The organism is Pseudarthrobacter linnaei (assembly GCF_055412825.1).
Genome location: NZ_JBVAYX010000009.1, coordinates 18524 through 31250, shown reverse-complemented (window position 1 = coordinate 31250; position 12727 = coordinate 18524). Strand labels below are relative to the sequence as shown.

At 67.7% G+C, this 12727-nt stretch carries 13 protein-coding genes; 8 read left to right on the top strand and 5 right to left on the bottom strand.

Annotated elements, in window-relative coordinates:
• Positions 1–5: 5 nt before the first annotated feature.
• Positions 6–737, bottom strand: a complete 732-nt coding sequence (locus ACZYZ3_RS10380) for a VIT1/CCC1 transporter family protein (RefSeq protein WP_463963746.1) — start codon at positions 735–737, stop codon at positions 6–8.
• A 183-nt stretch (positions 738–920) separates the two neighbouring features.
• A complete protein-coding gene (locus tag ACZYZ3_RS10375) occupies positions 921–2078 on the bottom strand; it encodes a ferritin-like domain-containing protein (protein WP_463963745.1) in 1158 nt (385 codons plus the stop codon).
• Positions 2079–2184: 106 nt separating this feature from the next.
• Here ACZYZ3_RS10375 and rimP point away from each other — a divergent pair, with 106 nt between their 5' ends.
• From rimP to rbfA, 5 genes are all read left to right on the top strand, one after another.
• Positions 2185–2802 (top strand): ribosome maturation factor RimP, encoded by a 618-nt coding sequence (gene rimP, locus ACZYZ3_RS10370; protein ID WP_463963744.1) that lies wholly within the window; start codon positions 2185–2187, stop codon positions 2800–2802.
• Positions 2802–3782: a transcription termination factor NusA gene (nusA, locus tag ACZYZ3_RS10365; protein ID WP_463963743.1), complete on the top strand. Its 981-nt coding sequence runs from the start codon at positions 2802–2804 to the stop codon at positions 3780–3782. Before rimP ends, nusA begins: the two co-directional genes overlap by 1 nt.
• A gap of 274 nt (positions 3783–4056) precedes the next feature.
• Entirely contained in the window at positions 4057–4389 is a 333-nt protein-coding gene (locus ACZYZ3_RS10360) for a YlxR family protein (RefSeq protein ID WP_463963742.1), read from the top strand.
• 152 nt (positions 4390–4541) lie between these two features.
• Entirely contained in the window at positions 4542–7460 is a 2919-nt protein-coding gene (infB, locus tag ACZYZ3_RS10355) for a translation initiation factor IF-2 (protein WP_463963741.1), read from the top strand.
• 298 nt (positions 7461–7758) lie between these two features.
• Positions 7759–8268: a 30S ribosome-binding factor RbfA gene (gene rbfA, locus ACZYZ3_RS10350; protein WP_463963740.1), complete on the top strand. Its 510-nt coding sequence runs from the start codon at positions 7759–7761 to the stop codon at positions 8266–8268.
• 99 nt (positions 8269–8367) lie between these two features.
• Here the strand turns inward: rbfA and ACZYZ3_RS10345 are convergent, their stop codons facing one another.
• Positions 8368–9522: a ScyD/ScyE family protein gene (locus ACZYZ3_RS10345; RefSeq protein WP_463963739.1), complete on the bottom strand. Its 1155-nt coding sequence runs from the start codon at positions 9520–9522 to the stop codon at positions 8368–8370.
• 183 nt (positions 9523–9705) lie between these two features.
• Between ACZYZ3_RS10345 and ACZYZ3_RS10340 the strand changes: the two genes are divergently transcribed.
• The 3 genes from ACZYZ3_RS10340 (at position 9706) to ACZYZ3_RS10330 (ending at position 11128) form a co-directional block, all read left to right on the top strand.
• The gene (locus ACZYZ3_RS10340; RefSeq protein ID WP_463963738.1) at positions 9706–10191 is read left to right on the top strand and encodes a nucleoside deaminase; all 486 of its coding nucleotides are present in this window, start codon (positions 9706–9708) and stop codon (positions 10189–10191) included.
• 123 nt (positions 10192–10314) lie between these two features.
• The gene (gene trxA / locus ACZYZ3_RS10335; protein WP_463963737.1) at positions 10315–10752 is read left to right on the top strand and encodes a thioredoxin; all 438 of its coding nucleotides are present in this window, start codon (positions 10315–10317) and stop codon (positions 10750–10752) included.
• A gap of 28 nt (positions 10753–10780) precedes the next feature.
• Positions 10781–11128: a CU044_2847 family protein gene (locus ACZYZ3_RS10330; RefSeq protein WP_463963736.1), complete on the top strand. Its 348-nt coding sequence runs from the start codon at positions 10781–10783 to the stop codon at positions 11126–11128.
• Between the two features lie 54 nt (positions 11129–11182).
• On the opposite strand, the gene ACZYZ3_RS10325 is transcribed toward ACZYZ3_RS10330, so the two are convergent.
• Together ACZYZ3_RS10325 and ACZYZ3_RS10320 are read right to left on the bottom strand one after the other, a co-directional pair.
• The gene (locus ACZYZ3_RS10325) at positions 11183–11392 is read right to left on the bottom strand and encodes a hypothetical protein (protein WP_463963735.1); all 210 of its coding nucleotides are present in this window, start codon (positions 11390–11392) and stop codon (positions 11183–11185) included.
• A 136-nt stretch (positions 11393–11528) separates the two neighbouring features.
• Complete coding sequence (locus tag ACZYZ3_RS10320) at positions 11529–12695, bottom strand: pyridoxal phosphate-dependent aminotransferase (RefSeq protein WP_463963734.1); 1167 nt, start codon at positions 12693–12695, stop codon at positions 11529–11531.
• Positions 12696–12727 lie beyond the last annotated feature (32 nt).

The window sequence follows — 12727 nt, the reverse complement described above, 5'->3', positions numbered from 1 at the left end:
GCCCGTTAGACGGTGATGCCGCTGGCTCCGAGCCAGCTGCCGATCAGGAAGGTCGCGACGAGCGCCGCGGCGCCGCCGATCACCACCCGCACGGCGGCCTTCATCTTCGAGCCGCCGCCGATCCATGCGCCGACCGCCCCGGTCAGTGCCAGGGCGACCAGCACGGCCACGAAAGTCAGCGGAACACGGATGTTCTCCGGCGGAAGCAGGATGGCAAGCATCGGGAGGATCGCGCCGACCAGGAACGCCGCGGCCGAGGCGAACGCGGCGTGCCACGGACTGACAATGTCCGTCTCGTCGATGTGCAGTTCCGCGGACAGATGGGCGCCGAGGGCATCGTGGGCGGTGAGTTCCTTGGCCACGGTCCGGGCGGTGTCCGCGCTGAGGCCCTTGCCCTGGTAGATCGCGGCGAGTTCCTCGAGCTCCTCTTCGGGCTGTTCTTCCAGCTCCCGGCGTTCCTTCTCGATCAGGGCCCGCTGGCTGTCCTTCTGGCTGCTCACCGAGACGTATTCGCCCAGGGCCATCGAGATTGCTCCACCGACCACGCCAGCGGTGCCGGCGACAAGGATGGGGCCGGAATCCGTGGTGACGCCGGCGACGCCGACCACAATCGCTGCGACGGAGACGATGCCGTCGTTAGCGCCCAGCACACCCGCGCGCAGCCAGTTGAGGCGGTGCGCCATGTCAGTGTGGTGGGGCTCGTTCTCATGCTGGATGGGGGCGGCTTGACTGTCCATGAGTACAGCAAAGCACCGACGCCCACAGCTGGCCAGTATGACGAGCCTAAGTAGGCACTTCCTCCCCGCAGCAGTACCAGTTACGCAGCAATACCAGTCACGCAGCAACCCCAGTCCGGCCGCAATCCGACACGCGGCATAAACGGAGCCACCCCGCCGCCCAGCTCAAAAGCATGCCGGAGGCTACGGGCTGGGTAACGGCAACTCGGGGAAGCCCGCCGGGTCCACTGCCAGGCCGGGGAGGGCGCCCGTCTCCGCACCCCAGGCGGCGGAGCGGCGTGCGGCACCGACCAGGCCGGCGATCGCCCATTGACGGGTCTGGCCCTCGCTCAAGGCCACCAGATCCCCGTAGACCGGAAGCGCCGAGGCCTCCAATCCTCCAAGACCGGCGGAGGGGTCGGTCAGGAAGTCCTGCTCCATGCTGTACCCGGCTTCGCGCTGTGGCACGGGGGCGCAATGCACCCGGCTCAGCGCTTCCGCGCCAGCGGCGAGGGCCTCATGCAGGGCGAGCTGTTCTGACGCCCGGCCGGCCGCCGCGCCACCCAGCCGGGTCAGGGCCACCTGGTAGCCGTACACGGCCTCGTGTTCGGTCCTGACGGTCGCCGCCAGCGCTCCGGGCAGTGTGGGGGTAGCGGCGCCTGCTCCCGCCGAAGCCGCCGAAGCGCCGGCAGGGGAGGACGACGGCGACGCCGCGGGGCTCGGGCACGTGCCGGAGAGCGGAGGTACGGCAGGGTCGGGCACCGCCGGGGCCGGCGCACCGGCAGCCGCGGCGAGGGAGGATGCCTGGAGCAGCTGGGCGGTGCCGACGGCGGCGAGCAGGCGGGCCATCCCGCCGTCGGCCACGGCAGCGTCGGCGAGCCTCTGGGCGGCGCTGTCCGCCAGGGCGGCTGCCAGCGCGTCCGCCGACGGGGGCAGCGCAGCTGCAGACTCAGCGCCAGTCGCCGCACCAGACGGGGCGGCGGACCGGGCACCGGACTGGGCACCAGACGGGGCAGCCGGCGGAGCGTCCGGCCCCGCCGAGACAGCAGTCTCCGGTTCCTCCCGGCCCGGCAGCAGGAGGGCCCGTGCCTGGCTTGTCAGCAAACTCACAGTCTGCGCCACGGCGGGCGCCGCGTCGCCGGACGTGGACCCTGCCAGTTCCTCGCCGGCGGCCCGCAGCCGCATGGAATCCGCCAGCGCCGCGGACCTTGCCTGCTCGGAAAACGGCGGTTCGGCGGGCTCCTTGGGACTTCCGGGACTCAAAGCGATCCCGAGGCTCACGACCACGAGGGCGAGGCAGGCCAGGAGCGCGATGCGGGGTATGTGCTTCCGCCGCCGCTTTTCCCCGCTGTCATGTTTCACAACAGACCATGTTGTCATGCCGGCCGGGAACTGAAGTGCACCATGGCGCCCGGAAAATCGCTAGGCTAGTAGACACAACATCATCTAACGGGAGGCGGCCGGCATCATGACCAACGCAGAAGCCACGACTTCAGCAGACCGGACCGGGACGGGCAAGGCTGAAGCCGCACCCGCTCACAACTTCGAGGCCGAGCGGCTGCATGCCCTCCTGGAACCCGAGGTCCTGGCAAACCGGCTGTACCTGGAGGACGTTTCCATTCACGTCGCCGGAGCCAACCGCGTCGTCCACGTTGTGGTGGACCTGCCGCAGGAGGAAGCGGGCGGCGTCGGTCTCGACGTCATCGCGGAGATCTCCAAGACCCTCTCCGACATCCTGGACAACGATCCCAGCACCGACGCGCGCCCTTACGAGCTTGAGGTTTCCTCGCCCGGCGTCGGCCGTCCCCTCACTGAGGAGCGGCACTGGCACCGTGCCCGCGGCCGGATGGTCAAGGTCAATGTCCTGCAGGGCGAGAACGTCACTGGCCGGGTTCAGTCCGTCGACGACGACGGCGTCACCCTGGTCCCGGAAATTGCCGTGAAGAAGGGCATGAAGCCCAAGCAGGGCGAGCCCATCAAGCTTCCTTTCGACAAGATTCGTAGCGGAAAAGTCGAAATAGAGTTCAGCCACCTCGAAGAGGCAGGGCTGGAGAACGCAAACAATGGACCTTCTGAGGAGGCCTAATGGACATAGACATGAGCGCACTGAGACTCCTGGAGCGTGAGCGTGAAATCCCGCTGGATCTCCTGATTCCGACGATCGAGCAGGCCCTGCTGGTGGCCTACCACAAGACGCCGGGAGCCTTCGAGAAGGCCCGGGCCGAACTGGACCGCAAGAGCGGGCACGTGACCATCTGGGCCACGGAGATCGACGACGACGGCGCCCCCATCGGCGAATTCGAGGACACCCCCGCCGGCTTCGGCCGCATCGCCGCCAGCACCGCACGGCAGATCATCCTGCAGCGCCTGCGCGATGTTGAGGACGACAACGTCCTCGGCGAGTTCAAGGGCCGCGAGGGCGAGCTGGTGGCCGGAACCATCCAGCAGGGCAACAACCCGCACATGATCCAGGTCAACCTGGGCTCGGTGGAGGCGCTGCTGCCGCCGCCCGAGCAGGTGCCGGGGGAGAAGTACCTCCACGGCAACCGGCTCCGCGCCTTCGTGGTCGACGTCCACCGCGGCACCAAGGGACCGTCCATTACCCTGTCCCGGTCACACCCGGGCCTCGTGCGGAAGCTCTTCGAAATGGAAGTTCCGGAAATTGCGGACCGCTCGGTGGAGATCGTCGCCCTAGCGCGTGAAGCAGGGCACCGCACGAAGATGGCGGTCAAGGCCAACAACCCCGGCATCAACGCCAAGGGCGCCTGCATCGGGGAAATGGGTTCCCGTGTCCGTGCGGTCATGAACGAGCTGAACGACGAAAAGATCGACATTGTCGATTACAGCGATGATCCGGCGACGTTCATCGCCAGCGCGCTCTCCCCGTCACGGGTGAATTCGGTCACCATCACGGACGAGGCAACCCGCTCGGCCCGCGTCGTGGTCCCGGATTACCAGCTCTCCCTCGCCATCGGCAAGGAAGGCCAGAACGCCCGCCTCGCCGCCAAGCTCACCGGCTGGCGGATCGACATCGTCTCGGACGCCGCGGGCAGCCGCGACAAATAGGTTCCAAATCCGTGGCCCCCGTCAGGGACCCACAACTCAAGGGTCCTCGTTCCGGCCCGCCCGTCAGTGTCCGTGTCCGTGCAAGTTCGGGGCCCGGTCGATTGAGGGGCTAGAATAGACATGACCGCGCCTGACGGCCGGTATCCGCGTGTCCCATACGTGTCCGGGTTTTGCGTCCGGCGAAGGTGTTGATCACAACCCTTGGCCAGACCGCTTCCGGAAGCCCGGGACCGGCAGATATGTACTGGCAGGAAGATACTCGTAAGTGGCACACGTGCAACACCTCGAGAATCAGCCGCAGCGTACCTGTATCGGATGCCGGAAAAAAGGGTCGCGGTCGGAGCTACTCCGGCTCGTCGCCAACGGCAGCGGTTCATCCGCCGTCGTGGTGGATGAACGACGCCGGATGGCTGGCCGGGGTGCATGGCTGCATCCCAGCGAGAAGTGCCTGGCACTGGCGGTCAAACGTCGAGCGTTCGGACGCGCCCTCAACGGCGCTGTCGGAACAGCCGACGTCGAACGCCGGATTCTGGCGGGCACGCAAGCCGTGGACACCCCGGTGGCCGCGGCAACAACCGTCCAACCTGAAAGCGGGTCAGAAAACTGATGGAAACCCGATGAGTTCCCAGCGATGAGTGCGCAACGATGACAACTTTGTTGCGCTCTGCAATGGACCTTTCAGCTGCACTCGCGGCGGAGGTCCGCATTAAGAAGTAGACGGTTCGTGCCTGGCTCGGTGCGGACCGAGACAGGAGAAATGTGGCCAAGGTCCGCGTACATGAGCTTGCTAAAGAGCTCGGTATTACTTCCAAAGATGCAGTAACCAAACTGCAGGAACTGGGCGAATTCGTTCGCTCTGCCTCTTCCACCATTGAGGCCCCCGTTGTGAGGAAACTCCGCAACGCGTTCCCCGACGCAGCAGCAGCTTCGAAGTCTGAAGCGCCTGCGTCCGCCCCCAAGGCACCCGCCAGCCCCTCGGCAAACCGTCCGGCGCCCGCGCCGGCCCCGGCTGCACCCACAGCGCCGGCGGCTGCAGTAACCAAGACAGAAGCTCCGGCTCCGGCTCCGGCAGCAGCTGCTCCGGCAGCCAGCGCCGCCCCGGCAGCTGCACCGGCGGCTCCGGCCGCTCCGGCGGCTCCCGCCGCCCAGGCTCCGGCTGCGCCCTCGACGGGCGCCAAGCCCGGCGCACGTCCGGCCCCCAAAGCTGAAGCCCCGGCTGCTCCGGCACGCCAGGGTGGCTCGGCAGCCCGCCCGGGCGGTCCCCGTCCCGGCAACAACCCGTTCGCTACGTCCCAGGGCATGCCCCGGGGCCGCGGCGGCGACACCGAACGTCCCTCGCGTCCGGGTAACAACCCGTTCGCTCCTTCCCAGGGCATGCCGCGTCCGGGCGGAAGCCGCACCGAGGGCGAACGCCCCGGCGGCCCCCGTCCCGCAGCAGGCGCCGGTGGACCCCGTCCGGGTGCTCCCCGCACCGGCGGCGCTCCGGGTGCACGTCCGGGCGCACCGCGTCCGGCCGGCGCAGCCGGCGCAGGCCGCCCGGCAGGGGCCGGCGGAAACCGTCCGACTCCCGGCATGATGCCGAACCGCACCGAACGTCCCGCACCCGCTGGTGCAGGCCGTCCCGGCGGCGGAGCCCGTGGCCCCGGCCGTCCGGGTGGCGCTCCAGGTACCGGTGCTCCCGGTGCCGGTGGCGGAGCTCCGGCCGGCGGTGGCTTCGGCAAGGGTGGCCGCGGTCGCGGTGGCACCCAGGGTGCCTTCGGCAAGGGCGGCGCAGGCCGTGGCAAGCAGCGCAAGTCGAAGCGTGCCAAGCGCCAGGAACTCGAGCAGATGAGTGCCCCGTCGCTGGGTGGCGTCAGTGTGCCCCGCGGCGATGGCAACACCGTTGTCCGGCTTCGCCGTGGCTCGTCCATCACGGACTTTGCCGACAAGATCGAGGCGAACCCCGCCGCGCTGGTGACCGTGCTCTTCCACCTCGGCGAAATGGCTACCGCCACGCAGTCGCTGGATGAAGAGACCTTCGCCCTGCTCGGCGAGGAGCTTGGCTACAAGCTCCAGGTCGTCTCCCCGGAGGACGAGGAGCGCGACCTGCTCTCCGGCTTCGACATCGACTTCGACGCCGAGCTGGAAGCCGAAGGCGACGAGGAACTTGAGGCACGTCCTCCGGTTGTCACCGTCATGGGTCACGTTGACCACGGTAAGACCCGCCTGCTCGATGCCATCCGCAAGTCCGACGTTATGGCGGGCGAGCACGGCGGCATCACGCAGCACATCGGTGCTTACCAGGTCACGCACGCTCACGAAGGTATTGATCGCAAGATCACCTTCATCGATACTCCGGGCCACGAGGCGTTCACCGCCATGCGTGCCCGTGGTGCGAAGGTCACCGACATCGCCATCCTCGTGGTCGCAGCGGACGACGGCGTGATGCCGCAGACCGTTGAAGCCCTTAACCACGCGCAGGCGGCCAACGTGCCGATCGTCGTGGCCGTGAACAAGATCGACAAGGAAGGCGCCAACCCGGAAAAGGTCCGCGGCCAGCTGACCGAGTACGGACTGGTTCCGGAAGAGTACGGTGGCGACACCATGTTCGTGGAGGTCTCTGCCCGCCAGAACCTGAACATCGACGAGCTGCTTGAGGCCGTCCTGCTCACCGCAGACGCTGCCCTGGACATGCGCGCCAACCCGAACAAGGACGCCCGCGGTATCGCGATTGAAGCCAACCTGGACAAGGGCCGCGGCGCGGTCGCTACCGTCCTGGTTCAGTCCGGCACCCTGCACATCGGCGACACCATCGTGGCAGGCACGGCCCACGGCCGTGTCCGTGCGATGTTCGACGACGACGGCAGTGCCCTGACCGAGGCCGGCCCGTCCCGCCCTGTGCAGGTTCTTGGTCTGTCCAACGTCCCGCGCGCCGGCGACACGTTCTTCGTGACCGCCGACGAGCGCACCGCCCGCCAGATCGCCGAGAAGCGTGAAGCTGCGGACCGCAACGCCGCACTGGCCAAGCGCCGCAAGCGCATCAGCCTGGAAGACTTCGACCAGGCCGTCGCCGATGGCAAGATCGACACCCTCAACCTCATCCTCAAGGGTGACGTGTCCGGTGCCGTGGAAGCCCTCGAAGACGCGCTGCTCAAGATCGATGTCGGCGAGGGTGTCCAGCTCCGCGTCATCCACCGCGGTGTCGGTGCGATCACGCAGAACGACGTCAACCTGGCTACGGTCGACAGCGCCGTCATCATCGGCTTCAACGTCAAGCCCGCCGAGCGTGTTGCCGAACTGGCAGACCGCGAAGGCGTGGACATGCGCTTCTACTCCGTCATCTACGCAGCAATTGATGACATTGAGGCGGCCCTCAAGGGCATGCTCAAGCCGGAGTACGAAGAGGTCCAGCTTGGCACCGCCGAGGTCCGCGAAGTGTTCCGTTCCTCCAAGTTCGGCAACATTGCAGGCTCGATCGTCCGCTCGGGTGTTATCCGACGCAACGCGAAGGCCCGTGTCAGCCGCGACGGCAAGGTCATCGGTGACAACCTCACGGTTGAGACGCTCAAGCGCTTCAAGGACGACGCCACCGAGGTCCGCACGGACTTCGAGTGTGGTATCGGCCTTGGCTCGTTCAACGACATCAACGAAGGCGACACCATCGAGACCTTCGAGATGCGCGAAAAGCCGCGCGTCTAAGTCGGTTCAGCGTTACAGGTGTGGGGTCGTTGGATTTTTCCGGCGGCCCCGCCCCCTGCGCTGGGCGGCCAATGTCTGACGACGTCGGCCGCCCGGCTCCGGCAGCGGCGTCAGCCTTGCCAATGCTCGCAAGCTCGCATCGGGGCCCTCGGCTGCCGCCTTGGATGCCACTCCCGGGCCGCCGGAAAAACCCCAGCGGGTCCGTCGTAGGCTTGCCTTAGGCGCGTGGCATCAAAACCCACCAGGTGTACGTCAGCTGCCATCGCGCCGTCGTACATCCAAATTTTTAGGAGTGAAAATGGCTGATCCCGCACGGGCTGCCAAGTTGGCGCAGCGGATTAAGGTTGTTGTTGCTGAGGCGCTGGGCCGGAGGGTCAAGGATCCCCGGCTTGAGGGCGTCACTGTTACCGATGCGCGTGTGACGAATGATCTGCAGCACGCCACGGTTTACTACACCGTGTTCGGTGACCAGCTGGTCCAGGCCGAGGCTGCCAAAGGGCTTGAGAAAGCCAAGGGCGTGCTCCGGCAGGAAGTCGGCCGGAACGTCACCGTCCGGCTGACCCCGACCCTGGAATTCGTGGCGGACCAGATCCCGGTCAACGCCTCCAACCTGGAGGAGCTGCTCCGGGCTGCGAAGAAGCGCGACGCAGAAGTGGCCGCTCTGGCTGCCAGCGCCAAGCACGCGGGCGACGCCGACCCGTACAAGAGTGATACGCCGCAGGACGTGGAACTCGACGAGGACGACTTCGACGAAGAGGGCCTGGACCTTACCGACGAGGACGACGTCGACGAGGACAGCAACAAGTAGCCGCGCAACAGCGCAGTTCCGAAGCAATGGAGTTCTGCACGGAGATGGCCGGCCCCGGTGAGGGACCGGCCATTTCTGTGTGCCCGCTCCGCTGTCCTGTCAGGAGCCGGTGGCCCCGTCATGTCGTCCGTCCCGCAGATTCAGGTACATCACTTGGCCGTCCGGCTCGCCGTCGGGTCCGGGCAGGGCGTTGACGGTGGCATACAGGGTGCCACCGCGGAGGTCCACGTCGGCGGCGAATCCGGCCTCAAGCACCACCGTCCTCTCGTCCGAGTCAGGGTCGATCCTGAGCACACCCCCGCCGAACAGGGAGGCGACATACAGCTCCCCCTTCTCGCCCAGGGCGAGTCCGGTGGGCGTCATGATGTCATCCGCCACGAGCTTCACCTTCTCGCCGTCGGGGTCCACTTTGAAGACCGCCCCGCGGGCACCCAGCGCCGGATCCTCCGGCCCGCCGGGGAGCGAGGTGATGTACAGCCAGCCATCCGGCCCGACGGCGACATCGGTCGGAACGGCCTCGAAGTCATAGGTCGTTCCCACGACGCAGCCGGGCAGCCCGTTGGAGGCCGCGGCTGCCGGGGTGATCTTGTAGGGCCGCGGCGGCAGCACGGCGACCGTCTTGGTCTCGCCGCTGCGGGTATCAACCGACACCACACTGTTTGCCCCCGCATCGGCGACGTAGATGGTCTCCTCGGTGACGGCGATCCCGTACGGGTGTGAATCAACTTCACCTTTGTAGCTGGCGGGCATGTTGGCCGGCAGCTTGGCTTCGCAGCCCTCCGGCAGGTGACGGAAGCCGTAACGGGTCTCGCCGTCAGAGTTCTCCTTCGTTTCCAGGGTGGCGAAGTCACCCAGGGTCCGCTGGCGCCCGTCGTCGTCGTCGATGATGCGGACATGGCCGGCCAGCTCGGCCGGATGGGGCCCGGCGCCCTGGCTCTCCAGGAAATACGTCCTATCATCCCGCCGGTCGTTGCCCGCAACGTTCCAGTCAGGGGATTCGTAGAGGACGTCCTTGTTCCCCTTGGGGTCGACCCTGGTCAGCCGGCCGGCAAAGGATTCGCTCACCGTGACGGAGCCGTCGCGGTCGGCGCTGACATGCAGCGGACCCACCAGTCCGGCGGTGAGGAGAACCGGTGCCGCGTCCCCTGCGTCCCGTCCCGATGGACCGTCCGGGGCTGCGCCGGCAGCTGACCCGGTCGAAAGGCACACCGCGGCCGTGGCCGCCGTGGCGAGCAGTGAAAATTTCGTTCTCATGGTTGGCTCCCGGGGCGAGTGATGAGGAATCGACATCGTTGAGACCCTTGAGACCGGTGTTAAGGCAGCTGGCGCATTCACGGCCCCCAAGCGGATATTAGGCCTTCGGCGACGCAAAGTCGATGCCTGCGCGGCGGCCCCGGATCTGCCATTGCGGGCGGGGTTGCTGGCTATGATCGGACCATGGTCACGGCACCCTCAGCTTCGGACATCCACCGCTTCCTGGATCAGGCCATCCGGCTCGCGGCCGCCAATGTGGCCGCGGGCGGTGGACCGTTCGGGGCGCTGGTGGTGACTCCTGACGGGCGGATCCATGAGGGCGTTAACCGCGTCACGCGCGACAATGATCCCACAGCCCATGCCGAGGTGGTGGCCATCCGCAAGGCCGCCGCCGCGTCCGCCACGTTCGATCTCAGCGGCGCGGTGCTCTACGCCAGCTGCGAACCATGCCCGCTGTGCGTCGCCGCCGCGCTCTGGGCCCGCGTTGACCAGGTCCACTTCGCCGCGGACCGTCAGACGGCTGCGGGCGCCGGTTTCGACGATGCGCTGTTCTATGAGTACTTCGACGGCACCCGGCGGGAGTTGATGCCGGTCCGCCAGACGGCCGTCCCGGCGTCGGACGTCCCCTTCCGGCCCTGGCACGACAACCCGGACCGCGTTGAATACTGACGCCGGCCACTCCGACGGGCACGGCCGCCACGGCCTGGCCGGGGACTTTGGACTCTATGCCCGCTCCGGGCGGGGGGCGTCCCATGGAACCATGACTGCGGGGACTCAGGAAGGCGGCGGTCCGTGGGCTCCAGCCTGATCACATGCCCCCAATGCGGGAAAACCAACCGGATACCGACGGCGGCAGCCGGCCATCCGCGCTGCGGCAACTGCCGCACGGACCTGCCCTGGATTGTCGAGGCTGGCGACGCCGACTTCGCTGTCATCGCCGAACAGTCCTCGACGCCCGCCCTGATCGATTTTTGGGCAGCCTGGTGCGGCCCCTGCCGCATGGTCAGCCCCGTGCTGGACAAACTGGCCCAGGAGCGGGCCGGGCGGGTCAAGCTCGTCAAGGTAGACGTCGACAAGTCACCGGCGCTCTCACGGCGCTTCGACATCCAGGCCATACCGACCATGCTGCTCATCAGGGGCGGCAAAGTGGTCGCCCGGCAGGCGGGTGCCCCGCCTGCGGCGGCCCTGCGCCAATGGCTCGACGGTGCCCTGGCGGCGGGAAAACCCTGACCGTCCAGCGGGCGAAATGGAGGAAGCAATGACCGAGATACTGCGCTACGAAGTGGGTTCCGGGACGGTGCTGGTTGAGGTCGCGGATGACAGCTTCGGCGTCGAACGCCCGGCGCGGAACGAGCAGGGAATTACCAACGCCGGGCGGCGGCTGGAGGATGCTCTCGCCGCCATCCGGCCGGCGGCCAACGCGGCGGCGGAGGTCCTGAAGGAAGTCGGCGCGGAGCATCTGGAGCTTCAGTTCGGCGTGAAGCTGGCCGGTGAGTCGGGGGCCATCATCGCGCAGAACTGCTCCGAGGGCCACTTCATCGTCAGGCTGTCGTTCGCCCACACGCCCCCGGCGCCATTGTCGCCGGAGGACGAGATCATGCTGTGAGGTGGTCCGGCCCGGCGCAGTGAGCGGCGGCGCGGGGAGGTTTCCCCGGCGCCGTCAGCGGCGCCGGCTCCGCGCGCCCCGGGCGCCCAGGCCTCCCAGGAGGGGTGAGCCGACCCCCAGCAGGAAGCCGAAGTCGTACCAGTTTCCGGCGCGTGCCGTGTTGTAGAACGGGAATTCACTCCACTGGCCGAAGACGTGGACGATCAGCACGATCCACGCCGTGAGCCCGTTCCAGATGCCCCATAACAAGTCCTGCCACCACATGTGAACCTCCCTGACGGAAGCCGACACCAGTCCCGGAACGGTACGCCCCGCGACGCACGCGAAGACCGCGCACTGCGCTCAGGTTAGGCGCTGCAGTGCCACCGCGGTAGGGGACAGGGACCCTATGCCCGGGCTGTCAGCCCTGGGCCGCGACCCGCGCCGGGAGCCGGCCGAGGCCTTCGACGAGATCAGCCTGGCTGCTGCAGAGGGCAATCCGGATCCAGCCCTCGCCGATCGAGCCGAACGCGGTGCCGGGGGCAAAGGACACCCGGGAATCGGCGAGGAAGCGCCGGACCCAGGACCGCACGTCCCCGCCGCTGGCGTGGGACACGTCCGCCCAGAGGTAAAAGGCCCCCTGCGCGGTGAGGAACGGGATCCCTTTGGCGGCCAACACGGCCGAGGCGGCGTCCCGGTTGGCCCGGTAGTGCGCGTGGGCGTGACGGACATAGTCCTGCGGGCCCGTCAGCGCGGCCAGCGCCGCATACTGCGAGGGCGAGGCGACACAGGAGACGATTGACTCCATCACGTTGCTCATCTTCTGCTCCAGGCCGGGCGGGCAGATGAGGGCGCCGATCCGCAGCCCGGTCAGGCCATAGGTCTTGGAGAGCGTGAGCGAGGTGAACACGCGGGCTTCTCCCGGGACGTCGCTGTCGAAGCGGGCCGGGCTGACATGCGGGACGTCGTACGTGAACGCCTCGTAGCATTCGTCGGAGATGATCCACAGATCGTGCCGGACGGCCATCGCCACAAGGCTGCGGGTGAGCTCCTCGCCCAGGACGGCGCCCAGCGGATTGGACGGCGAATTAAGGATCAGCACCCTGGTCCGCGGCGTGATGAGTTCCTCGATGTCCGCGATCCGGGGCTGGAAGTCGTGCTCGGGATACAGCGGGTACTGCACCGGAACGGCGTGCAGCAGGCTGGACGTCATGGCGAAGGTCGGGTAGCCCGGGTTGGGGATCAGGATTTCGTCACCGGGGGAGAGCAGCAGGCTCATCGCGAAGTGCAGGCCCTGCTGGGCGCCGTCAACGACGTAGACGCGGTCCGCGCCGACCGGCGTCGCGTTGTGTTCCCGGAACCTGGCCGCGAAAGCTTCGCGCAGGGCCGGGATGCCGGCGTTCGGGGTGTAGTTCGTTTCGTCGCGGTCCAGGCAGGCCATTCCGGCGTCGAGGATATGGCGGGGGACCGCGAAGCCCGGTTCGCCGATGCTCAGCACGATCGCGCCGGGGGTGCCCCAGGCGGCTTCGGTGATTTCTCGGATCTGGTTGATGGGGACGTCTCGGACGTGGGGGGCAAGCTCGGGCATGTCTGCCATCCTAACCGGCGCAGATATACTGG